Annotated in this window: 23 protein-coding genes and 2 pseudogenes; 14 read left to right on the top strand and 11 right to left on the bottom strand. The window is 62.4% G+C overall.

The window, feature by feature from the left end; all coding sequences use genetic code 11:
- Positions 1 to 19 precede the first annotated feature (19 nt).
- From CXY80_RS14870 to CXY80_RS14850, 5 genes are all read right to left on the bottom strand, one after another.
- Positions 20 to 1213 (bottom strand): acetyl-CoA C-acetyltransferase, encoded by a 1194-nt coding sequence (locus CXY80_RS14870; protein ID WP_104132949.1) that lies wholly within the window; start codon positions 1211 to 1213, stop codon positions 20 to 22.
- The gene (locus CXY80_RS14865) at positions 1206 to 2099 is read right to left on the bottom strand and encodes an acyl-CoA dehydrogenase family protein (protein ID WP_104132948.1); all 894 of its coding nucleotides are present in this window, start codon (positions 2097 to 2099) and stop codon (positions 1206 to 1208) included. Before CXY80_RS14865 ends, CXY80_RS14870 begins: the two co-directional genes overlap by 8 nt.
- Positions 2096 to 3223, bottom strand: a complete 1128-nt coding sequence (locus CXY80_RS14860) for an acyl-CoA dehydrogenase family protein (protein WP_092448057.1) — start codon at positions 3221 to 3223, stop codon at positions 2096 to 2098. The genes CXY80_RS14865 and CXY80_RS14860 overlap by 4 nt, the downstream gene beginning before the upstream one ends.
- 113 nt (positions 3224 to 3336) lie before the next feature.
- Positions 3337 to 4167, bottom strand: coding sequence for a cyclase family protein (locus tag CXY80_RS14855; RefSeq protein WP_104132947.1), 831 nt, complete (start codon positions 4165 to 4167; stop codon positions 3337 to 3339).
- Entirely contained in the window at positions 4164 to 5252 is a 1089-nt protein-coding gene (locus tag CXY80_RS14850) for an MBL fold metallo-hydrolase (protein ID WP_158251671.1), read from the bottom strand. Before CXY80_RS14850 ends, CXY80_RS14855 begins: the two co-directional genes overlap by 4 nt.
- Positions 5253 to 5550: 298 nt before the next feature.
- Between CXY80_RS14850 and CXY80_RS14845 the strand changes: the two genes are divergently transcribed.
- From CXY80_RS14845 to CXY80_RS14835, 3 genes are all read left to right on the top strand, one after another.
- Positions 5551 to 6801, top strand: coding sequence for an ABC transporter substrate-binding protein (locus CXY80_RS14845; RefSeq protein ID WP_158251670.1), 1251 nt, complete (start codon positions 5551 to 5553; stop codon positions 6799 to 6801).
- 158 nt (positions 6802 to 6959) lie between these two features.
- Positions 6960 to 7718: a glucose 1-dehydrogenase gene (locus tag CXY80_RS14840; RefSeq protein WP_092448061.1), complete on the top strand. Its 759-nt coding sequence runs from the start codon at positions 6960 to 6962 to the stop codon at positions 7716 to 7718.
- A 66-nt stretch (positions 7719 to 7784) separates the two neighbouring features.
- The gene (locus CXY80_RS14835; protein ID WP_092448062.1) at positions 7785 to 8543 is read left to right on the top strand and encodes a glucose 1-dehydrogenase; all 759 of its coding nucleotides are present in this window, start codon (positions 7785 to 7787) and stop codon (positions 8541 to 8543) included.
- A gap of 294 nt (positions 8544 to 8837) precedes the next feature.
- Here CXY80_RS14835 and CXY80_RS14830 read toward each other — a convergent pair whose 3' ends face one another.
- Positions 8838 to 9989, bottom strand: coding sequence for a glycerol dehydrogenase (locus CXY80_RS14830; RefSeq protein WP_092448197.1), 1152 nt, complete (start codon positions 9987 to 9989; stop codon positions 8838 to 8840).
- Between the two features lie 391 nt (positions 9990 to 10380).
- The gene (locus tag CXY80_RS14825; protein ID WP_233195405.1) at positions 10381 to 11817 is read right to left on the bottom strand and encodes a GAF domain-containing protein; all 1437 of its coding nucleotides are present in this window, start codon (positions 11815 to 11817) and stop codon (positions 10381 to 10383) included.
- 194 nt (positions 11818 to 12011) lie between these two features.
- On the opposite strand from CXY80_RS14825, the gene CXY80_RS14820 reads away from it, so the two are divergent.
- From CXY80_RS14820 to CXY80_RS14780, 10 genes and pseudogenes are all read left to right on the top strand, one after another.
- Entirely contained in the window at positions 12012 to 13055 is a 1044-nt protein-coding gene (locus tag CXY80_RS14820; RefSeq protein WP_104132945.1) for an amidohydrolase family protein, read from the top strand.
- Positions 13055 to 13879: an iron-sulfur cluster assembly protein gene (locus CXY80_RS14815; protein WP_233195404.1), complete on the top strand. Its 825-nt coding sequence runs from the start codon at positions 13055 to 13057 to the stop codon at positions 13877 to 13879. The genes CXY80_RS14820 and CXY80_RS14815 overlap by 1 nt, the downstream gene beginning before the upstream one ends.
- Complete coding sequence (locus CXY80_RS14810; RefSeq protein WP_198415576.1) at positions 13876 to 14910, top strand: NAD(P)-dependent alcohol dehydrogenase; 1035 nt, start codon at positions 13876 to 13878, stop codon at positions 14908 to 14910. The genes CXY80_RS14815 and CXY80_RS14810 overlap by 4 nt, the downstream gene beginning before the upstream one ends.
- 516 nt (positions 14911 to 15426) lie before the next feature.
- Positions 15427 to 16206: a carbon-nitrogen family hydrolase gene (locus CXY80_RS14805; RefSeq protein WP_104132944.1), complete on the top strand. Its 780-nt coding sequence runs from the start codon at positions 15427 to 15429 to the stop codon at positions 16204 to 16206.
- A gap of 107 nt (positions 16207 to 16313) precedes the next feature.
- Positions 16314 to 16466 (top strand): annotated as a pseudogene (locus tag CXY80_RS20830) (DUF2848 family protein); the annotation flags it as partial.
- On the top strand, positions 16420 to 16665 hold the full coding sequence (locus CXY80_RS20825) for a DUF2848 family protein (RefSeq protein WP_158251669.1): 246 nt from the start codon (positions 16420 to 16422) through the stop codon (positions 16663 to 16665). The pseudogene CXY80_RS20830 and the gene CXY80_RS20825, both read left to right, overlap by 47 nt.
- A gap of 242 nt (positions 16666 to 16907) precedes the next feature.
- Positions 16908 to 17222, top strand: a pseudogene (locus tag CXY80_RS20295) (hypothetical protein); the annotation flags it as partial.
- A 45-nt stretch (positions 17223 to 17267) separates the two neighbouring features.
- The gene (locus CXY80_RS14790; protein ID WP_092448067.1) at positions 17268 to 18596 is read left to right on the top strand and encodes a M20 family metallopeptidase; all 1329 of its coding nucleotides are present in this window, start codon (positions 17268 to 17270) and stop codon (positions 18594 to 18596) included.
- 39 nt (positions 18597 to 18635) lie between these two features.
- Positions 18636 to 20213, top strand: coding sequence for an AbgT family transporter (locus CXY80_RS14785; RefSeq protein ID WP_092448068.1), 1578 nt, complete (start codon positions 18636 to 18638; stop codon positions 20211 to 20213).
- Between the two features lie 68 nt (positions 20214 to 20281).
- Positions 20282 to 21253 (top strand): RimK family alpha-L-glutamate ligase, encoded by a 972-nt coding sequence (locus CXY80_RS14780; protein WP_092448069.1) that lies wholly within the window; start codon positions 20282 to 20284, stop codon positions 21251 to 21253.
- A 95-nt stretch (positions 21254 to 21348) separates the two neighbouring features.
- On the opposite strand, the gene CXY80_RS14775 is transcribed toward CXY80_RS14780, so the two are convergent.
- On the bottom strand, positions 21349 to 21660 hold the full coding sequence (locus CXY80_RS14775) for a glutaredoxin domain-containing protein (protein ID WP_104132943.1): 312 nt from the start codon (positions 21658 to 21660) through the stop codon (positions 21349 to 21351).
- A gap of 161 nt (positions 21661 to 21821) precedes the next feature.
- Here CXY80_RS14775 and CXY80_RS14770 point away from each other — a divergent pair, with 161 nt between their 5' ends.
- Positions 21822 to 22766, top strand: a complete 945-nt coding sequence (locus tag CXY80_RS14770) for a cytochrome b/b6 domain-containing protein (RefSeq protein WP_104132942.1) — start codon at positions 21822 to 21824, stop codon at positions 22764 to 22766.
- A 10-nt stretch (positions 22767 to 22776) separates the two neighbouring features.
- On the opposite strand, the gene CXY80_RS14765 is transcribed toward CXY80_RS14770, so the two are convergent.
- From CXY80_RS14765 to mmsB, 3 genes are all read right to left on the bottom strand, one after another.
- On the bottom strand, positions 22777 to 23535 hold the full coding sequence (locus CXY80_RS14765; RefSeq protein ID WP_104132941.1) for an EI24 domain-containing protein: 759 nt from the start codon (positions 23533 to 23535) through the stop codon (positions 22777 to 22779).
- 87 nt (positions 23536 to 23622) lie between these two features.
- Positions 23623 to 25107: a CoA-acylating methylmalonate-semialdehyde dehydrogenase gene (locus CXY80_RS14760; protein ID WP_092448073.1), complete on the bottom strand. Its 1485-nt coding sequence runs from the start codon at positions 25105 to 25107 to the stop codon at positions 23623 to 23625.
- Between the two features lie 30 nt (positions 25108 to 25137).
- The gene (gene mmsB / locus CXY80_RS14755; protein WP_092448074.1) at positions 25138 to 26040 is read right to left on the bottom strand and encodes a 3-hydroxyisobutyrate dehydrogenase; all 903 of its coding nucleotides are present in this window, start codon (positions 26038 to 26040) and stop codon (positions 25138 to 25140) included.
- Between the last annotated feature and the right edge of the window lie 107 nt (positions 26041 to 26147).

Below are 26147 nucleotides of genomic sequence, written 5' to 3'. Positions count from 1 at the left end.
TCACGCTTTTGAAAAGTTGTCAGGACAGCCGCTCGATAACCATGGCCATGCCCTGGCCACCCGCAACGCACATCGTCTCCAGACCGAATTGCTTGTCATGCCACTGCAATGAGTGGATGAGCGTGGTCGTGATCCGCGCGCCGGTCATCCCGTAGGGATGACCGATGGCGATGGCCCCACCGTTAACGTTCACCTTTTCGAGCGGGATGCCCAGCTCTAGGTAGGAAGGGACGACCTGCGCGGCGAAGGCTTCGTTGATCTCTACGAGATCCAGGTCCTGGGCGCCGAGCCCAGCGAGGACCAACGCTTTCTTACTCGCCTCGACGGGGCCGAGGCCCATGATCTCGGGGGAAAGCGCGGAGACGGCCGTTGAGACTATCCGCGCGAGGGGCGTCAGGTTCAGTTCTTTTGCCCGCTGAGCACTCATGATGACGAGGGCCGCCGCCCCGTCGTTCAGACCACAGCAATTACCAGCCGTGACAGATCCACCCTCGCGGAAGACGGGTTCCAACCCGGCTAGTTTCTCCATCGTCGTGCCGGGACGCGGTCCGTCGTCGCGGCTGACGACGGTGCCGTTCGGAAGCGTGATGGGTGTGATGTCGAGGTCCCAGAAGCCAGATAGACGCGCCTGCTCTGTCAGCGCCTGGCTCCGAAAGGCGTACTCGTCCATTTCCCGACGCGAAACGCCTCGAATGCCCGCGATGTTCTCGGCTGTCGTTCCCATATCGACAAATGCATTGGGCATGTCCCCGGTGATCCTGGGGTCAACCCAATCTCCGGGCTGCGGTGTTCCGGAGGTGAAGGCACTGTTGCCGTACTGAGGGTCATCTGGGTTTCCGTCGCGGATGCGGGAGACCATCTCGACGCCGGCGGAGATGAGCACATTGGCTTCACCCGCTCTGATGGCGTGCATGGCCATACGCGTCGTTTGCAGGCTGGACGCGCAGAACCTATTGACCGTCGTCCCGGGGATGTCGTCGTAGCCCATCAAAAGCGGAACAATTCGGCCGAGGTTGGCGCCCTGTTCCCCTCCCGGGAGGCCGCAGCCGAGGAGGAAATCCTCGATGGTGGCAGGGTCCAGCTCGGGGATCTGGGCCAGGGCGGCGATCGTGATCTGCGCGGTGAGGTCATCACCGCGGATCTCGGTCAGTGATCCCTTGAAGGCGCGACCAATCGGCGATCGAGCTGTGGCGACGATGACGGCTTCAGGCATGTTCACCGAGCGCCGTGACCATTTCTCGCAGGGTGATGAGGTGGCGCAAGTAAAAGTGAAGACCCATCTCCCAGGTGAATCCGATGCCTCCGTGAACTTGAATCGCCAGCTCAACAGCGCGGATGCTGAGGTCGAGCGAGTAGACAGCACTGCGATGCGCGTTGGCGGGATCCAGGCTGCCCCAGACGACGGCGGTTTCCGCCTGTTCGGCGTCCATGTGGGCATTCGATAAGTGATGTTTGACAGCCTGGAACGAGCCGATCGGCTTACCGAACTGCATGCGCTGCTTGGCGTACGTCACGGCATCGGCCACGGCGCGTTTGGCGATACCGCTGCCCTCCGCAGCCCACACGACAGATATTTCACGGGCGGCCTCCGCAGTGAACGTTGTGATGTGCGATGAGTGGGCGGCTCGCAGACTGGGAGCGAAAATGTCACTGGCGAGGCTCTGCACGGCAACGAGGGAGCTCGTCTCGGAGATGAAATCAGAGACCACGTGCATGTCTGCGATCTGACCAAAAGGCACCATCCCGGTGCCCGCGGAGAGAGCGCGTGTGGGAATGCTGAAGGTGACGGGACCATCGTGCTCGGCTGCGCTGGCGCAGTGGCGCTTCGCCATGATCGTGGTCAGCAGAGGGAGCTGAACGGTGATTTCTCCCCAGGCCTTGGCGATTTCCACAAGGTCGCGAAGGGTCGCGGACTCGTCGTCCTCGGTGACGCCGACAAGGTCCCAGCCGGCATCAGAAATGTCGCTCCAGGCGAGAGGGGACTGCCCTTCGATATAGGAGGAGATGTTCGCCTGGTCCGTGGCCTTGACGAGGGCTGAACGGATCGCTCCGGCGGCAAGCAGACCGATCTCGCCCGGACGCGTGGTGAGAAGTGTCATCGCGGCAACCCCAATACTCGTTCGCTGATAATGTTTCGTTGGATTTCATTGCTTCCCGAATAGATCGAGGAGGCGCGGGTTTCGAGATACTGCAGACGCCAGTGATCCGATGTTTCGGGGGTCATGTTCTCGAGTCCGAGAATGGAGGTTTCTTGCCACAGCTCGCTCCACAGCAGCTTCAAAATGGATGTCGCCCGGAAGAAATCCGGTGAGTCGAGCTCAAGGTCAACCGCTTTGGAGACCTGCCAGTGGACCAGTTCGACCCGAATGTCCAACTCGTCGAGTTGCTTTCGCAGGTCTGGCCGGTCACCGAGCGTCGCGAGCAGGAGATCCATGTCGGAGCGAATCTCGACATAGCGGCTTGTCGCTTCGACGCCTCCGCGTTCATTCATCAGGGTCGTCATGGCGACTTTCCACCCTGAGCCTTCCGTGGATACCCGGTCGGCGTCGGCGACAAAGACGTCATCGAACTGGACCTCGGCAAAGTGTGTCAGTCCGGAGGCTTGTTTGATCGGGCTGATGTTCACGCCGGGCTGCTTCATGTCCAGCAGGAACATGGTGAGATTCTTGTGGCGGGGCGCGCTCGGATCCGTCTGGGCCAGAAGGAGGCAACGATGGGCCATCTTGGCGAAGCTGGTCCAGGTCTTCCGGCCCGAGATGAGATATCCGCCGTCGACTTTGACTGCTCGGCAAGATACGCCTGCGAGGTCTGATCCGGCATTGGGCTCGGAGAATCCCTGGCACCAGATCTCATCCCCGTTGAGGATCTTCGGCAGGAAGCGCGCAAGTTGCTCATCCGTTCCGTGGCCGATCAGGCTGGGTGCCGTCAGGATACGGCCGATGCGGGCCAGCCCGTCGGGGGCCTGAGCCTGGGCGGCGAGATCGTGGAAGATCACCTCTTCAACCATGGAGAGCCCCTGGCCACCGAATTCCTTAGGCAGGGAGAGTCCGGCAAACCCGCCGCGGTGAAGCTGACGGTCCCACTCGTGTCGGATCTCGTCCGTTTCCTTCTCGCTCAAGCTGCCTCTGTGTTCCCTCCAACGCGCGGGGACGTTCTCTTGGAGCCACACGCGGGCGGCGCTGGTGAACACTTCCCTCGCATTGCGCTCTTCTGTGGTGGGCATTTGTACTCCTTATAATTCAGCCAAACGATTGTTTGAATAATACACCCGGATTTCCTCCCGTGACTAGTGCTGCGGAAGAAACCTGGGAAATTATTCGGCCCTGACGGTTGTGGTTATTGCGGAACAATCGCGAGAGGCCGAATGGGGGAGCCGGTCCCTCCACCGATGCGCAGTGGTGTTGCGATGAATGTGAATTCAGAGACGCCTGCCTTGCCCAGTTCTTCGAGGTCCATGGATTCCATGATGGGAATTCCCATTTCAACCAGGTTGTGAACGTGCACGGGCAGGTTGATGATGGCGGAAGAAGGCTTGTGCTCGTAATTCATGGTGTCGGATCCCGTTGCGAGAATGCCTTTCGCACTGAGCCATTGAGCGCCCTCGAGGGTTACTCCGGGGAGTCCCGTTGAAAGCCCGATGTAGCGTTCGGAATCCGCCCAGTACTTCATCCAACCCGTGCGGATGAGCACGATTGATCCGGGGATGGGGAGAGTGCGACCGGTGAACCACTGCTCCAGTTCCCTGGGGCCGAAGCTGTCGGCCGGGGTGAGGTCGCGACCAAAGAGCTCAGGGCCGTTGACAAGGTAGCCCGGACCAATGATTGGTGGCATCTCCTCGATGCTGCCGGCGTCGAGGCCGCCCAGCCCTTCGGTGCCCATGAGCACGTCGCGACACCCAAAGGTCATGCCGTCTTTCGACACATGACCGAGGGCGTCAATGTGCGTGCCGACGTGAGCGCCCATGGCGATCATCTCCATCGCGGCAGAGACGCCGTCACGGTATCCGTGCCCGCCATGCGTTTTGGCCATGGCGAAAGAGTAGGGCGGGTGGTGGGGGTGTCGAGCCATACCGTTTTCCAGACGTACCGCAAGGTCGAAGACGCGAACTCGTCCTTTCAGCGTGATGTCGAGTTCGGTATCGAGAAATGATCCGGACCAGTGGGTCATGGGGTGGTCTCCGTTTCGGTAGTAGGGAGGAATTGAGAGATCTCGATTTCCTCGGTGAGAGTGGTCGTGAAATATATTCTTCCGTCGGTGACAACCCGACTCAAGTGTCCCCAGGCCAGCAGGAGATGGGCGTAGGCAACGACGCGCGACACAACGAATCCGAACCAAGTCGAACCGGGGTCGGATCGGCTCAGCTGGGAAACCAGTTCCCCGGCGGACTGAGGTTCGTGGGCCGCCTTCAGTAATCGGTTGCAGACCTCGGTGTGTTTGGTCGCCTGTCTGGCGAGTGCGGCGGCAACGCCCCTGAATGGCTCCTCGTGTCCGGGGAGGATGAGCGTGTCTTCGGGGATGGTCCGTCGGATAAGGTCCATGGATGCAATGAACCCAGCGTAGGGATTTGCGTCGGGCTGGTCGGACATGACGGCGACGGGAGGCACGAGCCGGTCTGACAGTTGGTCTCCACAGATGAATATGTGGTCTTCGGAGCAGTGCAGGCCAGATGCAAGAGGGGAGTGCCCGGATAGCGGGAGGATTTGAAACGTCCGTTTCCCCACTCTCACCGGATCACGAGGTCCGATCGGAATGTAGGTTTCGGGAAGGGGAGAGATCATCGACATGTTCTGAAAGCCTTCAGCAAGCCATCGGTCAAGCACTGGGACGGCGGCGCCATGGGCCAGCAGGTAACGCCGCTCCCGGGCATCGCGAGCGTGACGTGTCTGATCCGCTTGACTCGCTCCGCGCTGGTGCTCCTCGTCACTGATCAGCAGGGTTGCTCCCGTACGGCGAGCGAGCCAGCCGGCCATTCCGAGGTGATCGTTGTGCCAGTGCGTGACAAGAATACGAGTGATCGGCTTGGACGCCAGCGGTCCGGAGATGAGGGAAAGCCAACTTTCTCGGCTGGCCGTGCTGTCGACTCCGGTGTCGACAACGAGCCAAGCGTTACCGTCGTCAAGAACGTAGATGTTGACGTGGTGAGGGGCGTAGTGAAGGGGAAGGCGCCCCCAGAAGATCCCGGGAGCGATCTGGGTGAGTTCGCCGTCGCGGGGCACAGCAAAGGTGTTGGGCGCAGATACTGTGTCATGCACGGATCCTCCTGAAGTGATGGCGTGAGAGACAGCTTGACCCAGACATGCACTATCCGTCAATCGTTTGTTTGATTAAGTGCTGAGCCTGCCGGTTCGCCTGGCCCGAGATCACCGGAAAAGAATTCTCTTGACACCTGTTGGAGGGGGTGGTAAAAAATAAATCAACCAATCGTTTGCTTGAGCAACTGGATGGTTGTCGCTTATCCCACAGCATCCTCACCCCCATCGGGAAACGAGCGACATGACTCAAACCTCGCGGTTCGGCCCGCACCACATTTCAGCTCAAGGAGGAGCTCAATTGATCAATTTCCGTAAATCCACCCAGAAGCTGGGGGTCGTGGCTGCTGTCGCCGTTGCCGCCCTCATGCTGTCCGCTTGTAGCTCCGGTTCCGCCATCGATGGCAGCGCGTCCGTGGCTGGCGCAGCGGTCGGCACCCCCATCAAGACAGTGACGGTGGCTGCCGCCGACTGGAACGGCCCGACGTACGAGAACATCTTCGTGGCCGCAAAGGCATACGAAAAGTGGATCAACGACCAGGGTGGTATCGCCGGACACCCGCTCGAAATCACCGTGTGCGATGACAAGGGTGACCCTACGCTCACCGCCGCTTGTGCGCGTGACGCAATCGCCGCGGGTGCAATCGCTGATGTGGGTTCATTCAGCTACAACGCATACGTCAACGTCCCTATCTATAGTGCCGCGAGCATGGCCATCCTAGGCGCGTGCTGCAACCTTGCCGCCGCTGAGTACACGAGTCCGAATACATTTCAGATGGGCAACAACCCGGTGCTGAACCCCGCCGGTGTTGCTCGTGCGGTTCAGGACGGGTGCGAGGACATCGCGGTTCTTGAGCTGGACATCCCGGGCGTCACCGACGACACGAACATCATTTTCAGCAATATCGCCAAGGCGTACGGCTACGAGAAGGAACTCAAATTCATTCGCGTTCCCCTCACCGCCACCGACTACAGTTCCGTTGTCGCCCAGGCCACTGACGGCACTGACTGCATCAGTATGTTCCTCGGAGAGAACAATATCTCGGGCATGATGGCGCCGTTCGCTCAGTCCGGCGGAACGCAGACTCTGTACGGAGCACAGGGAAACCTGAACGCCGTTTCGACCAAGGGATATGAAGACCTTGCCGGCGTCAAGAACAGCGTTGTAACCGGCGCTTACATGCCTTTGAACGACGCCGTCTGGGACGACTTCCGTGGAGCGCTCACGGCCAACGACGCTCCGGACACGTTCGACTACAGCTCCCTGGGAGCCTTGTCAGCTTGGTCTGGATACAGCGCCTTCACACAGATCGCCGAGTCGATCACGGGGGACATCACGCCGGAGAGCTTCCTCGCCGCCGCTTCGACAACCGTTGTGGACAACGGCGGCATGACCCCTGTCATCGACTTCTCCAAGACTTGGGATGCCTTCGACGGCCAGTACGCACGGTCCTTCAGCCGGCAGGTGACCTACATGAAGATCGACGGCACTCCTGTTGACGGTGGCGGATGGATTGACCTTTCCGGGCCCATGCAGGGACTGGCACCGTAACGCGCGGGGCATCGTTTGCCGATGAACTGGCGAACGACAAGTTGTAACGAAACATAGCCACGGGGCCTTCGCTCGGAGTCGATCAGTCAGAAATGATTGCTTCTCCGAATCAGCGAGGGCCCTCCGTGCATCAGCCCTCAACGATAGGAAGTAGTGAAATGAATCGTCTACAAGGCAAAGTCGCACTCATTACCGGGGCAGCTCGCGGCATGGGCGCAGAGCATGCACGCCTCTTCAGCGAGGAAGGCGCACGCATTGTCATCGGCGACATCCTTGACGCTGAGGGGCAGGCCCTTTCTGCCGAGCTGGGAGACAACGTTGTCTACGTTCATCTGGACGTGACGAAACCGGACGACTGGATCCACGCGGTCGACACGGCCGTCCAGCGATTCGGCGGCCTCGACATCCTCGTGAACAACGCGGGCATCGCAGAGTTCGCGCCCATCGCGGAGACCTCCATGGCCTTGTGGGATCGAACCCTCGCGGTGAACCTCACTGGCCCGTTCCGCGGAGTCATGGCAGCCCTGTCCGAACTGAAGAAATCAGGACGTGCGTCCATCATCAACCTGTCCTCCACGGCAGGCTTTGTCGGCTACGAAGGGCTCAGCGTCTACAACGCCTCCAAATTCGGAGTCCGTGGACTGACGAAATCCATGGCCCTGGACCTGGCGAAGCACGGTATCCGCGTGAACTCGGTACATCCTGGCGTCATCAAGACCCCGCTGTCGGAGGGACTCAGTGAGAGCCCCAGCCATGTGGCCATGCGCCGCATGGGCGAGCCACGAGAGGTCTCCTATCTCGTGCTCTTTCTTGCCAGCGATGAGGCTTCGTTCTGCACGGGCGCTGAATACCTAGCTGACGGCGGGGAAATCGCCGGCCTAGCTAACAACGCCATCTTGTCGCGCCACACCGTCTGACGGCCGCACGCGGGTGCGCTCAAGCCAGACAAATTCGAAAAACACGAATGTTGAAGGAGCAGAACCATGGCACGTTTAGCTGGAAAAGTTGCACTGATCAGTGGGGCCGCACAGGGAATGGGCGCCGCGCACGCGCGCACCATGATTCGGGAAGGAGCCCGTGTCGTGCTCGGTGACATCGGAGATGCCCAGGGTGAAGCGCTCGCCGATGAGCTCGGAGTTAATGCCAGATACGTTCATTTGGATGTCACCGACTCTGAGGACTGGGACCGGGCCGTTGCGGTCGCGGTTGAGAGCTTCGGGGGACTGGACATCCTGGTGAACAACGCCGGAATCGCGGAATTCGTGAGCCTGGAAGACACGACAATGGAGCTGTGGGACCGGACGATCGCAATCAACCTCACCGGTGCTTTTCGGGGGATCCAGGCGGCCCTGCCCGCACTGAAGCAATCCGAGCACGCATCCATCATCAATATCTCCTCAATCGCCGGATTCGTCGGGTTTGAGGGTTTGGGCGTCTATAACGCTTCGAAGTTCGCTCTGCGCGGGCTGACCAAGTCGGTGGCCCTCGACCTCGCGGCCGATGGTATCCGAGTGAACTCGGTGCACCCCGGTGCTGTCAGGACACCGATGACTGTGGGACTGAGCCCTAACCCCAGCAACACGGCCATGCATAGACTAGGAGAGCCTGAAGAAGTCTCCAATCTCGTTCTCTTTCTCGCGAGTGATGAATCTTCGTTCTGTACCGGAGCGGAGTACCTGGCTGACGGTGGCGAAGCAGCGGGCCTTTCCAATCTCATACCTCTGTCGCGGGTTGTCGTCTAATCCGGCACGTTAGCCACGGGACCTGCTGGCTGGACTTCCCTAGGCAAAGTCGACGCGCGCCGATCATCTCCGATCCGCTCACCGCACCCGAGGTGAACGAGATCTGAGCGGCGATCGTGGAGGCGATGCTGGGCACCTCGGCTGGGATCGGCGAGGTGCCCGCCAGCTGATACGAAGTTGATTCCAAGCGAGGTCTCTGATCCGTCCGCATATGATTTCAGCAAATCGAAACCGCTAAACAATCAGGTCGTCGGCGGCCTCAGCCCGGTTGGACTGGAGAAGCCCAAGAACACGTCAGTGAGCAGCCACGTATGGCGTCGGAACCGGGAGGCTGGCTTCCTCGCGGACCCGGCGAGAGAAACGCTCTATCGACTTAAGGGCCGAAACAACATCGGCCGGCCGCACGTCGAAAGGCATCGCGTGAATGGTCTCGCCTTTCTCGGTAGCCGCACTGGCGACCAATGCGAGTTCCTGGGAGCTTTCCACCGTCAGCCCGACTTCGGTGAGAGTTGTGGGGAGGCCCACTCGAGTGGTGAACTCGATGAAATCCCGGATGTCGCCGGTTGGTGCCCCCTCAAGTACCAGCTGAGTGAGTGAACCGATGTTGACCTTCTGCCCATGAGCCAGTCCATGTGTTTGCGGTACCGCCGTCAGCCCGTTGTGGATGGCGTGGGCTGCGGCTAGACCACCGGACTCGAACCCCATGCCCGAAAGCAGAGTATTCGCCTCGATGACTTTCTCGACTGCCGGGGTTACGAGGTGATCGCGTACAGCGTCGAGAGCTGGCAGCGCGTTATCCCAAAGGACATCCCAGCTAAGTCGGGCCAGGGCGGTGCCGGTGAGGGTAGGAAGGCCCCCGGCCATCGTCAGCGAGTTTGAAGCTGCCGTTGCCCGTGCCTCAAGCCAGGTGGCCAAAGCGTCGCCCACTCCCGCTGCGAGAAAGGCCGCCGGGGCGTTGGCAATAATCTGCGAATCGACAAGGACGAGGTCCGGGTTGCGAGGAAAGAAGCGGTACTCCTCGAATGCACCTTCTTCGGTGTAAACCACGGCCAAGGCGGAAGTCGGCGCATCCGTGGAAGCGACCGTTGGTACGGTCACCCACCGGATACCTGCGAGAAATCCGGATGCTTTGACCGCGTCGATCGTACTTCCGCCGCCGACGGCGACGACGACGTTCGCATTCGTGCTCTTGATCACGGCAACGAGGCGATTGATCTCTCTTGCAGACGGGATTCCACGGAACGTTTCTCGGGTGACAGGCAGCCCAACCGTCTTCAAGGATGAGGTTACATCGTGCCCCACGAAACCCCAGACGGCATCATCGGCGACGATCAGGGGTGTGTCTCCGATGGGTGCGAGGAACTCGCCCAGACGGGAAATGGCTCCCGGCCCTTGGACGTAGCGCCCCGGGCTGATGACTGTGCGGATGGGACTTATTGCGGACATGTGGGGCTCCTTGACGTCGTTGTCGATGCAGGCCAAATGGCGGTCCCGGAGCCTTTTTTCTGAACCCCGGTGTGACGAGAGTATTAGGCCGATGGAGTTCCGAGTGATGGCGACTATCTCAACTTGAGACGGGCACTGCGCGTTGTTGCAGCCCCGCGGTTTCGTCCAGTCGGGAGTGTGGACCCGATTTATACGATTGTGTCGTCTCGGATCATGGTGGAGAGGACGTCGCAGCGGCGGCGGGCTCCGGAATGAAGGCTTGGCTGTGATGTTTGCCTTGGGCGATCTTCGGGTGCAGCCATTGCGTGAGACTGGTGCGTTGAGCGCGGCGAATGCGGCGAGCAACAGCGCGCGGTTGAGGCCTACGGTGCCTCGTCTCGAGGGATGTTGTTCAGTCGTGGCGGGGGAGCTGAATTCCGTATTGCGCCAGTTTGCGGTACACGGTGGCGCGACTCATTCCCAGCTCGGCCGCCGCACCTTCTGAGGTGGCACCGGGTCTACTGAGCACGCGCACGATCTCGTCGCGCTCAAACGCCTTGATGCGCGAAAGGTGCTGGCCGCGGGACAGTATCTGTGGCGGAAGGTGGCGCACGTCGACTAAATCGGTGCGGCTCGCGGCCTCTCTGACGGCCTGAGCGAGTTCCTCGACGTTTCCCGGCCAGGCGTAGTCGGTGAGCGCGCGTGAAGCGGCGGTGGTGAAATCGACCTCGCGGCGGCGTGCCCGCCAGGCTAGATGGTTGGCGAGGGGGAGGATGTCGGCCGCCCGCTCACGCAGCGGAGGCACCTGCACCACCGTTTCGACAAGGGTGCGAAGTGGCAGCGGAATGGCATCGAAATGCTCTGCGGACACTGGGCAGGCAGCCGCGTCGGAGGTGCGCTCGCCGACCAGCATCGCGCGCAGGTGCTCGGCGGCGGGAGAGGAGAGATCATCAACGTCGCACAGCACGAACCCGGTGTTGGGACGGCTGAGCTCGGGTGTCCAGACCGAGAACCACGAATCCGTGTCGCGCGGCGCTGGGGCGCGTACGGCAAACAGCCGGTCGTGAGGGTACACCTGCCGAACGGCTTGGGCCAACAGCGTAGCTCGTCCCGAACCTCGCTCGCCCACCGCTGCAACCATACGGCCCGCGGTGAGGGCTTCGACGGTGCGGGTGACGGCATTGTTCCAGGCGTCCGACAGATCGCGCAGTGGAGCGTTCCCCGACTGCTCCCGTAGACCCTCGATGCGAAAGACCTGGCCGCGCGATACCCGCCGCGGGTGGTGGCCCTGCGATCGAGCGAGCATGAGGTTCGCGGTCGACGTGGCAGCCGTCTGCGCCAGCGCGAGCAGCAGGTCAGAGCCTTTCTCCGACCAGGTCGTCAGGTTCACCGCCCCCTCGAGCCGACCGCTCACCGGGTCGAAAACCGGGGCAGCGGCACAGCTGTACAGGCGCAGGCTCAGCGTGTAATGGTCTTCCGCGCGCACGAGGGTGGGTACTCGATCGGCGAGGGCGAGGCCGAGGCCATTAGTGCCCGCCTGCCGCTCGGAGTACGAGAATCCTGGTGCTAAGTGCACATCGTCGAGCGCGAGCAGCAGCTGGCGGTCTCCGCTGAGTCGGTTGAGCACGAGTCCCTCCGCATCGGTGAGCATGAGTCCGACCGGTTCGGACGAGAGGGTGTCGTGCAGTTCTGTCAGGACCTCACGCCCACACTCGACGAACAGCGATTCGTCGTCGTACGTGCCCGAGAACATGGGCTGGACGTCGTCAAGGGAGACGCCGTAGTCTTCACTGCGCCGCCACGAAGCGAGAAGGCGGGGGGAGATCGCCGCCATCGGTGCGTTATGCACGTGTACACGAGAAGGAAGATCGTGAGCGTCCATCAGCACCTTTGCGGTAGTCGGTCACCATCAGTTTAGGTCTTCCCGCCACCGAGGTGCCCAGACCGATCTCAGAATGAGACGGCGCCATCGCTCCGCTCCGGTAGGCGTCCGTTAGCGTGACGTAGGTAATCACGATTCCCGCATGCAGCAAAGGAGCAGGTATGTATCAGAAGGATGGCGAGAGCTACTTTATTGTCGACGCCCATGTGGCGCTCTGGGACGCGCGCCCTGAGAATCAGCGCAACATCCACGGCAAGCAGTTCATCGACTGCTTCTACGATTACCACGCCAACCTGTCCCCAGCTTCGGAGAAGTGGCCATATGAGGAGTACCTCTATCAGGGCGGCGAGCGTTTCATCAAGGACATTTTCACCGACGGCTACGTCGACCACGCCATTTTCCAGCCTGCCCACCTCGGCGAGTTCTACAAGACCGGCTTCGGGCAGACCGAAGAAGCGTTCGCGCTCACCCAGGCGAACCCTGGGCGGCTCACCTACAATCACAATTTCGACCCACGCAACGGCGAGGCCGGCCTGGACCAGCTGCGCGCCGACGCCGAGCGTTTCAACTTGAAGGGTGTGAAACTTTATACCGCCGAGTGGCACGGTGACTCCCGGGGCTACAAGCTCAACGACCCCTGGACCTACCGTTACTTCGAGTTGTGCCGCGAGCTCGGCATCCGCAACATCCATGTGCACAAGGGGCCGACAATCCGCCCACTCGATCGAGATGCCTTCGACGTGGCCGATGTCGACCACGCAGCGACCGACTTCACCGACCTCAATTTCATCGTCGAGCACGTGGGCCTGCCCCGCCTCGAAGATTTCTGCTGGATAGCCACGCAGGAGCCTAATGTGCACGGGGGGCTTGCAGTAGCGATGCCCTTCATCCACACGCGCCCGCGCTACTTCGCCCAGATCATGGGGGAGTTGATCTATTGGATTGGCGAAGACCGCATCCAGTTCTCCTCCGACTACGCGCTGTGGACCCCGCGCTGGCTTATCGAAGCCTTCGTGGACTTTCAGATCCCGGAGGACATGACGGAGTACGCTCCCATCACGATCGAGCAGAAGCGAAAAATCCTCGGGCTTAACGCGGCGAAGATGTACGACATTCCGGTGCCGGTCGAACTGCAGTTGCCGAGTGCAGATGAGACGGCGACGGGGCCGCGTCAGCCCGAACGGGCCGATCTGGCTGCAGTGTGATGGGTACCACGACGATGCCAGCCGCAGTGGCGGCCACTCTGCACTGGGAGGCAGGGGCACCAGAGCCGCTCACGGAGGGCGACGTGCTGCGGGCTTTGGATTCGGTCATCGACCCTGAGCTCGACGAGCCCATCACCGACCTCGGATTCGTGCGCTCGGTGACGCTGACGGGTGCGAGCGTTGAGGTTCACCTGCGTCTGCCCACGTCATTCTGCGCACCGAACTTCGCGTATTTGATGGCGTCGGACGCCAAGGACGTGCTCACAGCACTCCGCAATGTCGGGGTGGTGACAGTCGAGCTCGACGACCACCATGACTCCGACATCATCAACAGTGGACTGGCAGCGAACGCCGGCTACAAGGGAACGTTCCTGCACGAGGCAGAGAGTGATCTCGATGAATTGCGGGCCACGTTTCAGCGCAAGGCCCACACCGCGGCGATGGAACGCTCGCTCACCGCGTTCCTGCGCGCTCGGCCTGAACTCGCAGAGACGGCGGTCGCAAACGTGGTGTTGGGCGATTTGCCCGACGACTCGGCGAAGGCTGCCTTGCTGAGGCGGCGGGCGACGATCGGCCTGAGCACCGTCGATTCCGCATCGGTGCTGGTTGACGACAGCGGATCACCTTACCCTGCAGTATCCGTTGCTCTCGCCCTTCGCCGGGCTCGCTCGACTCGTATCTCGATCGACGGCAACGCTCATTTCTGCCGGGGTTTGCTCACAACGCGGTATCCGGGCTCCGAGGTCGATCAACTACCCAGGGCAGAAGAGAATTTCTTTCCCTTGTCTTCAGTCATCCGCACGCACAAAAGGAAAATTGCATGAGCACCATGAGAGCCGTTCAGGTCGTCGACTACCACCAAAACCTTGTAATGACCGAGGTTCCAAAACCTCAGATCACCGGTCCGTTCGACGTGATCGTGAGGATCGGAGGCGCAGGGGTGTGCCGCACGGACTTGCACATCCTCGAGGGACAATGGGAGCAGAAGTCAGGAATCACCCTCCCGTACACGATCGGCCACGAGAACGCGGGATGGGTCGACGAGATCGGCAGTGCGGTGACGAATGTGGCTGTCGGCGACAAAGTGATCGTGCATCCGCTCATCACCTGCGGGTTTTGTCGTGCGTGCCGATCCGGTGACGACGTACATTGCACCGCGAGCGCTTTTCCAGGGATCGACACCCACGGCGGCTACGCCGAGTACCTGAAGACCTCGGCTCGTAGCCTCGTGCCTATCGCTGATTCACTCGAACCGGCGGATGTTGCAGCGCTCGCCGACGCGGGCCTCACCGCCTATCACGCAGCGGCCAAGGCCGCCCGGCACCTGCGCCCCGCCGATCGGTGCGTCATCATTGGGGCGGGCGGGCTCGGGCACATCGGCATCCAGGTGCTGAAGGCGCTCACGGCGTCGGAGCTGATCGTCGTCGACCGTAACCCGGCCGCGCTCGAACTCGCGATGTCGCTTGGTGCCGACCACGGGGTGATTGCCGACGGATCACACGTCGATCGCGTTCTTGAACTGACCGGTGGCGCCGGGGCTGAGGCCGTGATGGACTTCGTCGGCGAGGGCGGATCGACAGCGGAGGGCATTCGCATGCTGCGCCAAGCCGGCGACTACTACGTCGTGGGCTACGGCGAGAACATCGACGTGCCCACGATCGACATCATTTCGAGCGAGATCAACTTCATCGGCAACCTCGTGGGTAGCTACACTGACCTCACCGAGCTAATGGTGCTTGCTGCACGAGGCCAAGTCACACTGCACACGACGTCCTACGCTCTCGACGACTTTCAGCAAGCTGTCGACGACCTCGGGGCCGGGCGCGTGCGCGGGCGCGCCATACTCATCCCCTGACACCGGGTGGGATGTAATGGGCGCGGTTTCACTATTGTCGGGCGATCGCGAGCACATCGCTGTCGGCCGTCGCAAGCCAGGTTGCGCGCTGCAGAGAGACGAGATGTTCCAGATGGGCAGCAGTCGCGGCCAGAGTGGCTCGTTAGCCGAGTGGATCCAGGCTCTCCGGGCAGCGTGAACGGGTGATTCTCTGCGCCATTTTCCACAGGCTGAGTGAGGGAAGTGTTCCAGCGTTCTGGAGTACGTCCTCGGCTCGGTCGACGTGATGGTCACGCAGCGAGGTGCTGCGTTCGGCGACACCGAGGAAGGGATACTCGTGCGCCGGACAGGCCTAGGACCCATCCCACGAAGTCCACGGATCCCAAAGTGACGTCCTCGTTTGTGGCGCCGGAACTTGAGCCCGTGAGACGGTGGATTCCCGCGCAATTTCGTACAAGGCCTCGAGATCGGAAGATGGGGAAGGCGAAATCGACCGCTTAGGAACCCTGCTTCGCAGAATCTAGAAGGGCACTGACAATGCGTATTAGCCTCATCCAAGTAGCCAGCCCCGACAACGAAACAAGCAACGAGCGCCGTGACAGAGTATCAAAAATGGTGCTCGGAACCGACGCAGATTTGGTGGTTCTGCCTGAACTATGGGCTGCGGGGTACTTCAACTTCGATCGATACTCTGAAGAGTCCGAGCCGTTCGAGGGCCGCACAGTCACTGACGCCGCCGCGTGGGCTCTCCAACTCGAATGCTACGTCCATGCGGGAAGCTTCATTGAACGGGGCTCCAACGGCGGCTACCACAACACTGCAGTCCTGCTCAGCCCTGAAGGCCGCGTAATTCACTCGTACCGGAAAATCCACGTCTTCGGCTACGAATCCCGTGAAGCTGAACTATTGTCGCCCGGAACCACAGTCACAACGAGCCCATCAAGGTTGGGTCGGATCGCGGCTACTACTTGCTACGATCTCCGATTCCCGGATCTGTGGCGATCGCTCGTAGACTCGGGAGCAGAAATTGTGGTGACCCCCGCCGCTTGGCCTCTGACCAGACTCTCGCACTGGCGCCTCTTCACAGCGACACGCGCCGTCGAAAGCCAAATACTGATGATCGCCTGCAACGCAGTCGGCGAGCAGCAGGGGGTGGTCCTCGGCGGCCATTCCTCGGTCATCGATCCCTGGGGAAACATCCTCCTGGAAGCACGAGACCGTGAGGGGGTCTTCAGCGTAGACGTATCCGACGACATCGTGAAGTCCGTCCGTAGTGAATTCCCGGTGCTCGGCGACCGTCGCCCGGTACTCCCCTGAAGAGCAAAGAAAGTAATCTATGAAATTCCGACCTCGCCAACTCTGCTGAGCGTAGCTCTGCCCAATTACACAATTCCACGGGCACCGTCGTAGGCTCTGCCGAACGCGATCAGGCTGCCGTTCAACGCCACATCGATGAGCTTGCCGCCATGGGCGTAGCCGCGCCACCCCGAGTCCCTATGCTCTACGCGATGGCGACTAATCCGTTCCAATTTGGGAAATCGTGTCTGCCTCGGCCGAGCAGGCTCTGGTGGAGTTGAGTCCGTTCTCCCCCGGGCCAGTGCGGAGTGGCTCCTCACCGTCGGTTCCGACCGTACCGACAAGGCTATTGAGCGCGAAAGCATCCCTCACTTGAGGGAGAGGCCTGGGGAACCCTGCCTCTCTTCGGCCATCCGCCTCCAGAGCGAACGGCTTAGCCTGAATCCACTGGTCGACCTGAGATTTTTCACGGCGCGTTAAACCGAGAATGCCACTCTGACCAGCGAAAATAGTTGTTAGTAAGACAAATTATTTTACGCTCAGGGAGACATCTCGTAGATGCAACTTTCTCACACTCACCGGGGCGGATTCCATGGACGATATGGCCATGCTCCGACACGGTGCTCTCCGGAAACTGGTCAAGGGAACTTACGCACCGTCGACGTTGGGATCGTTTCTGCGGGCGTTCACCTTCGGCTACTCCGGTGTTCGCGGCCTCAACAACCGTCGACGCCGACAAAACCCACCGCGACCATGCAATCATCGAAAATTTGGACGCCGATATGAAAGCGTCGGCGATGGCGCACTTCCCGTCCAGCGTATTCACCGCCAACGCCGCCTGACTCGTGCTGGCCTGCATCGCGTTCAACCTCACCCGCGCCGCCGGTACTCTCGCCAGTCCCGCCCTCGGAAAAGCTGTCACCGCGACCGTCCGCCCCAAACTCATCAACGTCGCTGCGAGGATCTCCACCGATTGGCGACCTCAGTCCAAGTCCACCGGCGGCAAACCGGCGCAACGGCCGGAGATTGCGGCGTAGGTCAGGATGGTGCCACGAGATAATCACCTTGTCTAGTGTGGATATATGAGTCATTCGATAGTGCCGACCACCACTTATCTTCAGAAGCTTCAGGCCGACACTGCGCGGAGGATGCAGACCTCGGTGCCGGTGCCATCGCGGTTCGCCGGGGCCCCGGAGGAACTGGTAAGCGTTGTCGAAGCCCACGTCGAGGCGCTTGCTAAGGATCTGCGGGACGTCGTTCACAGCCTGCACGCCGACCCGGAGACCGCGTTTCTTGAGCACCGCAGCGCCGCCTATTTGGTGGAGCTGCTCGGTCGCCACGGGATAGCCGCACAGCTCGGCGTGCACGGGGTTGATACCGCAATTCGCGCCGAGATCGGGTCGGGCGACGGCCCGGCCATCGCGATTCTCAGCGAGTACGATGCTTTGCCTGACGTGGGGCATGGCTGCGGCCACAATGTGATCGCAGCGGCCGGAGTCGGTGCCTTCCTCGCGCTGGCGAACACACTCATTGAGAATCCCAACGCATTCACGGGCCGGGTGGTATTGCTCGGCACCCCCGCTGAGGAAGGCTTCTCGGGCAAGGAGGTGATGGCCAGGCACGGTGCCTTCGATGGTCTCGACGCCGCGATCATGGTGCACCCCTACGGTTACGACCTCGCCGACCAGGTGTGGCTCGGCCGCCGGGTGCTCACCGTGACGTTTACGGGCGTCGCGGCGCACGCATCCGCTCAACCTTTTATGGGACGCAATGCCCTCGATGCGGCAACCTTGGCGTATCAGGCCGTTGGCCTGCTGCGTCAGCAGCTGCCGCCGGTGGACCGCGTGCACGCCGTGATCAGCGAGGGGGGAACTCGGCCGAGCATAATTCCTGAGCGGGCGGTGCTCGAGTTCTACGCCCGCTCCAAATTCGCCGAGACCCTCAAGGACCTCAGCGAACGGCTGAACGGCATCGCCCGAGGCGCGGCCTTGATGACCGGAACCAGCGTCGAGGTCGACTGGGATGAACACGCCCCCACCCTGCCGGTGCGAACGAACGACGCGCTCACCGAACGGTGGGTCGCTGCCCAGCAGCGCCGCGGCCGCCAGCCGCTGCCGCTCGGTGTGGTGTCGGAAACCATCGCAGCGTCGACCGACTTCGGCAATGTCAGCCATCGCATCCCCGGTATCCACCCACTGATCAAGATCGCGGCACCAGACGTTGCCCTGCACACCCGAGAATTCGCGGCGGCTTCAGCAACGGATGCCGCCGAGCTCGGCGCCCTCGACGGAGCCTGCGGCCTCGCGCTCACCGCCCTCGACTTTCTCTGCGACGCCGAGCTGCGCCGGAGCGTGGCCGAGGAGTTCGCGGAGCAGGGCGGCGCGATCGATGTGCCGCACTTCTTCGACTGACTCCTCATTCACCGATCAACGCGAAGCAAGGTGGGCCCCATGTCTTCACAACCGTCCCTAACCCGGCGCAGCGCCCTGATCGATCGTGTTCTCGGCGGAATCGAACGCGTCGGTAACAAACTGCCAGACCCGTTCATTCTCTTCCTCCTGCTCTTTGGCATCACGGCGGTGGCGTCGACCGCGATGGCGTGGGCAAATGTCACGGTGCAATTGCCCGGAACCGACGAGATCACGATGGTCAAGGGCTTCTTCACTGCGGAGGGGCTCACCTGGTTCACCCAGAATATCGGGGTCAACTACCTGGGCTTCCCGCCGCTCGCGACGGTGCTGCCCATCCTGCTCGCGGTAGGTGTAGCCGAGAAGTCCGGTCTGCTCGCGGCGCTGATCCGCAAGGCCTTCGGATCGGCGCCGCGCTGGTCACTGCCCTATGCCGTGGCGTTCGTGGGGGTCGTTGGATCGATCATGTCTGATGCGGCCTTCGTAGTCATCCCTCCGCTGGCCGCAATGGTATTCAAGGCAGCCGGCCGGCACCCGGTGGCTGGGCTGCTCGGCGGGTTCGCGGCCGTGGGTGCCGGCTACTCGACCTCGCTGTTCGTGACGAGCCTCGACGCATTGTTCGCCGGAATCACAACGTCTGTGACGCAGAACCTGCCCAACGCCGGTTCCGCCGTTACCCCGGTGTCGAACTATTTCTTCAATGTGGCCTCCGCGCTCGTACTCATCGCCCTGGCCGGCTTCATCATCGACAGAATCCTCGAACCGCGTCTGGGCCGCCAAGGGATTGCTCGCGAAGAGATCCTCGACGATGACGCCGTGTTGGTTCCCACCGTGATGAACACGCGACTCACGGACACCGAGAATCGCGGCCTGTTCTGGGCGTTCGTGGCCGGCGTCGTGGTCGCCGGAGTGATCCTCATCGGCGTGCTCTTGCCCGAATCCCCGTGGCGCAACGAAGACGGCGAGTTCTTGCCGCGCTCGCCCTTGTTGAGCTCGATCGTGTTCATCGTCTTCGCCATGTTCGTGATTCCGGGTCTGGTATATGGCAAGATCACCGGTTCCATCGCCAGGGGCAGTGACGTGCCCCGCGTGATGGGGCAAGCCATCAAGGACATGAGCGGATTCCTCGTGCTCGCGTTCATCCTCGGCCAGTTCATTGCCCTGTTCAATTTCTCCGGAATCGGGAGTTGGCTCGCCGTTGCAGGAGCCGGGGGCCTTGAGTCCATCGGCCTCACCGGATTTTCGGCCGTCGTTGCCTTCGTACTGCTCGCCTCGCTGCTGAACCTTTTCATCATTTCAGGCTCGGCGATGTGGACGCTGATGGCCGCCGTGTTCGTGCCGCTGTTCGTGCTCCTTGGCTACGAACCCGCGTTTATCCAAGGTGCCTTCCGAGTGGGAGATTCAGCCACCCAGGTGCTGACGCCCCTCAACCCGTACATGCTCGTGCTGCTCACGATGCTGCGCAAATACGAGCCACAGGCGGGGCTCGGTACCATAATTGCCCGCATGCTGCCCTTCGCTGTCACGTTCTGGCTCGCCTGGGTAGCCGTGCTGAGTGTCTTCTTCTTTTTCGACCTGCCGATGGGCCCGGGCAACGGCATCATGATTCCGCAGCAGTGACAACGCAAGACCCAAGGAATACGCCGCGCCGGAGCCTCCTTAAGTTCATTGCAACCGAAAGGATTTACATGACTTCCAGCCTGCCCACGGTCTATGCCCTGCACGAGAACCCCGAGTGGTTTCCACCGTTCACCCGGGCGTTTAAAGCAGAGGGTATGGAGGTGAAGGAATGGCTGCTCACCGACGGGGTTCTCGACCTGGATTCGGTGCCGCCGGAGGGAATCTTCTGGTCGCGCATCAGCGCATCCGCTCACACCCGCGACCACGGAATGTCGAAAGACTACGCGCGCGCCGTACTGGCCTGGCTCGAGGCCCACGGCCGCCGCACGGTGAATGGCCGGCGCGTACTCGAACTGGAGATGAGCAAGGTCGAGCAGCTGGTCGCGCTCAAGGCCGCCGGTATCGACACCCCGCGCACCGTGGCAGCGGTGGGCCGCGAGCAAATTCTCGCCGCGGCGCAGGACTTTGCCGCCCCGTTCATGACCAAGCACAATCAAGGCGGCAAGGGCCTGGGGGTGCGCAAGTTCGACAGCCAAGACGAGCTCGCCGAGTATGTGGCCTCCGACGAGTTCGAGGAGCCGCAGGACGGCATCACACTCATTCAGGAATACATCCAGGCCAAGGAGCCCTTCATCACCCGGGTCGAGATCGTGGGGGGCGAGTTCATCTACGCGGTCAAGGCCGATACCGCGCGGGGCGGCTTCCAACTCTGCCCCGCGGATGCCTGCGCCATCGACCCCATCACGCGCGAGCTGATCATGCCTCCCGGCGCCACCATCGCACCCGTAGCCGGTCAGCAGCTGTTCAGCCTGCGCGAAGACTTCGACCACTCAATCATCGAGAAATACCTTGAGTTCGCACGCCGCAACGGCTTGGAAGTCTGCGGCATCGAGTTCATTGAAGCTGAAGACGGCCGTGTGCTCACCTACGACGTGAACACCAACACGAACTACAACGCGCTCGTCGAGGCCGAGGCGCCTCGCTCGGCTCCACTGGCCCTGGCCGGCTACCTCAAGGGGCTCGCGACCGGCCAGAAATAAGCCGAGACGGTCGAACCCGCGCCGACGCGCCCGTCACGGTCGGCAGCGGCGGCCGCCGCTCCCGCGGTCACGCCGCGCCACGTGGTGGCTTCAGGCTATGAGATGACGCCGAGCGCGGTGAGCTTTGCGTGCAAGGCGGCGTCGGTGGGCTCGACGACGTGGGTGTTGTCGGGGAAGGCGATGACCGGAATCTTGGTGAGGCCGCTAATGGCCTTGGCCCGGTCGGCACCACCTTCGACGGCCTCAAGGTCGACATAGTCGTAGTCCACGCCCAGGGTGTCGAGCAGCTTCTTGGAGCGACGGCAGTCGCCGCACCACTCGGCACCGAACATAGTGATGCGCTGGCGCTGGCGCTGGCGCTGGCGCTGGCGCTGGCTCTGGACTGTGGGTGCGGCTGTGTCAGTCATTCTCTGAGTCTAAAGGTGTCACATCCGCTTATGCCGAGTGCGGCACTGCGCGACCGGGCAGGATTTGTGACCTACCGCGTCAGTGATCTACACCCCGGCCCGAGGGACAAGTAGCCTTGCGTGGACGCCGCGGCAAACCGCCCGCGCGGGAACGGATCAGGATGACGACGGGTGCCTCCCGGGCGAGTGCATTTCAGGCGAGTCGGTGGTTGCGGCTGGTCTGGATCGTGCCTGCGATTCTGGTGGCACTGGCCCTCGTCGCGCTCGCAGCCCACGGACTGCGTACCCTTCCATCCATCGAATCCTTCCTGCGCAGCTATCCCGGCGTCTCCACCCACCCGGCGGCCACCCCGATCGGAGTGCCGGCCTGGCTGGCCTGGCAGCACGGGCTCAACGCCTTCTTCATCCTGTTCGTCATTCGCACCGGCTGGCAGGTGCGCACGACCAAGCGCCCGTCCATTTTCTGGACGCGCACGAACACCGGTCTGGTGCGCACCAGGAATCCCCCGATTCGGATCACCCTCGACCTCTGGCAGCACATGGTCTTCGACACCCTGTGGGTGATCAACGGCATCCTTTTCTATGTTCTGTTGTTCGCGACCGGGCAATGGCTCAAAATTGTGCCCACCAGCTGGGACGTCTTTCCCAACGCCGTGTCTGCCGGCCTGCAATACGCCTCGCTGAACTGGCCGACCGACAACGGCTGGGCGTACTACAACGCCCTGCAACTGCTCAGTTACTTCACGGTCGTGTTCGTGGCAGCACCCATCGCGCTCGTTACCGGCCTGCGCATCTCTCCCGGACTCTCCGCCCGGTTTCGGCCCCTGGACCGGGTCTTTCCCCTGCCCGTCGCACGCAAGCTGCACTTCGCGGCTCTTATCTTCTTCGTGGCATTTATTGTCGTGCACGTTCTGCTCGTGCTCACGACCGGTGCCCGCGCCAACCTCAACCACATGTATGCGGCACGCAGCGACACGGGCTGGCTCGGCGTCTGGATCTTCGTCGGCTCGATCCTGCTGACGGTTGCAGTCTGGGTAGGGGCGCGCCCGGTCGTGGTGCGCGCCATCGCCGCGCGCAGCGGGCGCATCATTCACCGCAAGCGCTAAACCGCAAGCGCTAAGCGGTCCGGGCCTCGGCCTCAAGAACGTCCCGGCTCAGCAGTGCGGCGCCCGCGACCGCGGCGGGCATCACGATGACCGCCGCGCCCGGAATCAGGAACAGCAGGTAGGTGAGTACGCCGAAACCGAGGCTGCGGGATCGGCGGGCGCGCAGCATCCGTCGTCGCTGGCTGAGGGTGAAGCCACGGGCGTCGAAGGCGAATCCGGTGAGTTCAAGCGCGAGGATCCAGCCGCCCAAAACGGCCCCGAGAACGAGCGCGAGCAGCTGACCGAGACCGGGAATCAGGCCGCAGATAAGCAGCAGCAGAGCGACCAATGCCGCGAGGGCGATGAGTCGCACTGCGTCACCGATCGACCATAGCAGGCCGCGCTTCGCTTCGACCGGCGCGTCGCCGAGGCTGGTCTCGACCGCGCGCCAGATGCGCTCGTAGAAGGGGTCGCCGACCAGCAGCGTCACGGCCACAAAGGTGTACGCGAGCAAGAGGATGCCGGCCGCCGCGACCGCAACGCCGGTCACGACCCGCATCCCCGTGCGCCACGGCTCATCCCACCCGCTCGCGAATGGACTGATAGCGACGGCAATCGTCTCGAGGTTGACCAGCAGCACCACGATCCCCGCCAGATAGACGAGGCCGACGATGAAGGCGGGCAGGGCGCCGAGCAGCATCAGGCGGGGTGAGGTAATCCACATTCTGAGGCCGCGACCGAGAAATGCGGCTCCGGCGAAGAACTCGATCCTGGCGGGTGGACGGGTCATAGGTGTGGGCGTGGTTGAAGGCGGCACCCCCACACCCTAACCCGCCGCCGTGAAAGCCAGGCGGATCCCCGCGGGGACCCGCCTGGCTTAGGCGAGCTGCGGAAACCCGAGGTCGATCTCGGAGCTGGCCGGGTCAGGCCAGCGGGTCGTGACGACCTTGCCCCTGGTATAAAAACGGATGCTGTCTGGCCCGTACATATGCGCGTCACCGAACAGCGAGTTCTTCCACCCGCCGAACGAGAACGATCCAACGGGCACCGGAATGGGCACGTTGATGCCGACCATTCCCGCTTCGATCTCGAACTCGAACTGCCGGGCAGCCCCGCCATCGCGGGTGAACAGGGCGACGCCGTTGCCGAACTCGTGCTCGTTGACGAGCGTCACGGCCTCGTCGAAGGTGTCAACGCGCACGACCGAAAGCACCGGGCCGAAGATCTCATCGTCATAGACCTGCATTCCGGGGGTGACATGGTCGATCAGGCTGACGCCGAGAAAGAAGCCGTCGCTGTCGAAGTTCTGGGCGCGGCCGTCGACGACCATCGTGGCGCCGGCTGCCTCAGCGCCGGCCAGGTAGGACGCGACCCGGTCGCGGTGTTCTCCGGTGATGAGCGGTCCCATTTGCGAGACCGGGTCGGTTCCGGGACCGACGGTGAGGGTCTTCATGCGCTTTTCGATCGCGGCGACGAGGTCGTCGGCGATGCCGCCGACGGCCACAAGCACGCTCACGGCCATACAGCGCTCCCCGGCCGATCCGTACGCGGCGTTGATGGCGGCATCCGCTGCCATGTCGAGGTCGGCATCGGGCAACACGACCATGTGGTTCTTGGCCCCGCCGAGTGCCTGCACCCGCTTGCCGTTCGCGGCTGCCCGGCTGTAGATAGATTTCGCGATCGGAGTGGACCCGACAAAGCTGATCGCCCGGACTTCCGGGTTGTCGAGCAGCTCGTCGACGGCCTCCTTGTCCCCCTGCACGACGTTGAGCACCCCGGCGGGCAGTCCGGCTTCCGTGAAGATCTCGGCGATGAAAATAGCCGATGAGGGGTCTTTCTCGCTCGGCTTGAGCAGCACGGTGTTGCCGCAGGCGAGGGCGCTGCCGATCATCCAAAGCGGCACCATGGCTGGAAAGTTGAACGGGGTGACGCAGGCGACGACGCCGACGGGCTGGCGCACCGAGTGCACGTCGATCCCGTGCGAGACCTGCTGGGAGAAGTCGCCCTTGAGCATGTGGGCGAGCCCGGTCGCGAACTCGATGTTCTCGAGCCCGCGGGTGATCTCGCCGGCCGCGTCGGAGAGCACTTTGCCGTGCTCGCTCGTGAGAATCGCCGCGAGTTCACTGGTGCGCTCGGCGAGCAGCTCGCGCACCTTGAAGAAGATGGCGGTGCGCTTGGCTAGACTGCTGGCCCGCCACTCCGGCAGTGCCGCCCTAGCCGCCTCGATCGCGTCGACGACGACAGCGCGGGAGGCCAGGACCACCTGCTTCTCCTGCACGCCGGTTGCCGGGTTGAACACCGGGCCGAACCGTTCAGCCGACTCGACGCGCTGGCCGTTGATGTAGTGGGGAATTGTTTGCATGGGGGTGCTCTTTCTGATGGGTGACGTGGTTCAGGCGCTCGGCTGCAGGGTGCCGTCGACGAGTTTGACGATCATCGAGCAGTCCTTGCCTCCCTCGCCCTCATCGATCAGCCGCTGAAACAGCTCGGCAACGTGCTCGCCGATTTCGAGCGGGGTGTTGGTCGCACGGGCGGCCGCTATGGCGAGGCCGATGTCCTTGCTCGCGAGCGCGGTGGTGAATGTGGGGGCGAAATCCTGGTTGGACGCGGCCGTCGCGACGACATCCTTGATCGGATACCAGGTGCGCAGCGCCCAGCTGTCGCCAGAAGAAACGGATGCGATATCCCAGAACACCTGCTTGTCCAGTCCCAGCCGCTCGGCCAAAACGGCGCCCTCGGCGGTCGCGGCCAGGTTGATGAAGAGCATCAGGTTGTTGCAGATCTTCGCAGCCTGACCGGTCGTTGCTGCCCCGGTGGGGATGATGTTAGCCGCCATCGGCTTGATAAACGCGGTCGCGTCGGCCACCGCGCCGGCCTCGCCGCCGATCATGAAGGTCAGTGTTCCGGCCTTCGCACCGCTAATGCCGCCGGAGACCGGGGCATCGACGAACCGAGAGCCCGCCGCTGCTGCGGCATCGTGCAGCGCCTGGGCGGTCGCGATGTCGATGGTGGAGGAATCCACCAGCAGAGTTTTCGTGTCAGTGTTGGCCAGCACGCCGTCGGCACCGAAATAGACCGAGCGGGCATGCTCCCCCTTGGGCAGCATGGTGAAGACGACATCAGCCCCGGCCACGGCCTGGGCAATGCTGCCGACGGCGGTGACGCCCCCCGTCACTGCGGTGGCGACGGCATCCGGATTCAAATCGAACCCGCGTACCTCGTGGCCGGCGGCCACCATATTGGCTGACATGGGTCCACCCATGTTGCCCAGCCCGATCCAGGCGACTACTGACATGTGAAGCTCCTTTGCTTGTGTTCCTCCACCCTCGCAGCCGGATAGAGTGCAATCAAGGCAAAATTTCACAGGGGGTATGTGCGCAGATGCACAGCCTCGAAGGGACC

The organism is Cryobacterium sp. M91, from assembly GCF_002929615.1.
In the GTDB taxonomy this organism is placed as follows: domain Bacteria; phylum Actinomycetota; class Actinomycetes; order Actinomycetales; family Microbacteriaceae; genus Cryobacterium; species Cryobacterium levicorallinum.
The sequence above is the reverse complement of the archived record's forward strand: the minus strand, read 5'-3'. Positions and strand labels throughout refer to the sequence as shown.

Excerpts from the sequence above, each read along its gene's own strand:
- CXY80_RS14810 (WP_198415576.1), top strand. The coding sequence starts at position 13,876 with ATGAGCACCATGAGAGCCGTTCAGGTCGTCGACTACCACCAAAACCTT.
- CXY80_RS14790 (WP_092448067.1), top strand. The coding sequence starts at position 17,268 with ATGAGTCATTCGATAGTGCCGACCACCACTTATCTTCAGAAGCTTCAG.
- CXY80_RS14840 (WP_092448061.1), top strand. The coding sequence starts at position 6,960 with ATGAATCGTCTACAAGGCAAAGTCGCACTCATTACCGGGGCAGCTCGC.
- CXY80_RS14765 (WP_104132941.1), bottom strand. The coding sequence starts at position 23,535 with ATGACCCGTCCACCCGCCAGGATCGAGTTCTTCGCCGGAGCCGCATTT.
- CXY80_RS14815 (WP_233195404.1), top strand. The coding sequence starts at position 13,055 with ATGGGTACCACGACGATGCCAGCCGCAGTGGCGGCCACTCTGCACTGG.
- CXY80_RS14865 (WP_104132948.1), bottom strand. The coding sequence starts at position 2,099 with ATGACACTTCTCACCACGCGTCCGGGCGAGATCGGTCTGCTTGCCGCC.
- CXY80_RS14855 (WP_104132947.1), bottom strand. The coding sequence starts at position 4,167 with ATGACCCACTGGTCCGGATCATTTCTCGATACCGAACTCGACATCACG.
- CXY80_RS14830 (WP_092448197.1), bottom strand. The coding sequence starts at position 9,989 with ATGTCCGCAATAAGTCCCATCCGCACAGTCATCAGCCCGGGGCGCTAC.
- CXY80_RS14780 (WP_092448069.1), top strand. The coding sequence starts at position 20,282 with ATGACTTCCAGCCTGCCCACGGTCTATGCCCTGCACGAGAACCCCGAG.
- CXY80_RS14770 (WP_104132942.1), top strand. The coding sequence starts at position 21,822 with ATGACGACGGGTGCCTCCCGGGCGAGTGCATTTCAGGCGAGTCGGTGG.
- CXY80_RS14820 (WP_104132945.1), top strand. The coding sequence starts at position 12,012 with ATGTATCAGAAGGATGGCGAGAGCTACTTTATTGTCGACGCCCATGTG.
- CXY80_RS14760 (WP_092448073.1), bottom strand. The coding sequence starts at position 25,107 with ATGCAAACAATTCCCCACTACATCAACGGCCAGCGCGTCGAGTCGGCT.
- CXY80_RS14785 (WP_092448068.1), top strand. The coding sequence starts at position 18,636 with ATGTCTTCACAACCGTCCCTAACCCGGCGCAGCGCCCTGATCGATCGT.
- CXY80_RS14835 (WP_092448062.1), top strand. The coding sequence starts at position 7,785 with ATGGCACGTTTAGCTGGAAAAGTTGCACTGATCAGTGGGGCCGCACAG.
- mmsB (WP_092448074.1), bottom strand. The coding sequence starts at position 26,040 with ATGTCAGTAGTCGCCTGGATCGGGCTGGGCAACATGGGTGGACCCATG.
- CXY80_RS14805 (WP_104132944.1), top strand. The coding sequence starts at position 15,427 with ATGCGTATTAGCCTCATCCAAGTAGCCAGCCCCGACAACGAAACAAGC.
- CXY80_RS14775 (WP_104132943.1), bottom strand. The coding sequence starts at position 21,660 with ATGACTGACACAGCCGCACCCACAGTCCAGAGCCAGCGCCAGCGCCAG.
- CXY80_RS14860 (WP_092448057.1), bottom strand. The coding sequence starts at position 3,223 with ATGCCCACCACAGAAGAGCGCAATGCGAGGGAAGTGTTCACCAGCGCC.
- CXY80_RS14870 (WP_104132949.1), bottom strand. The coding sequence starts at position 1,213 with ATGCCTGAAGCCGTCATCGTCGCCACAGCTCGATCGCCGATTGGTCGC.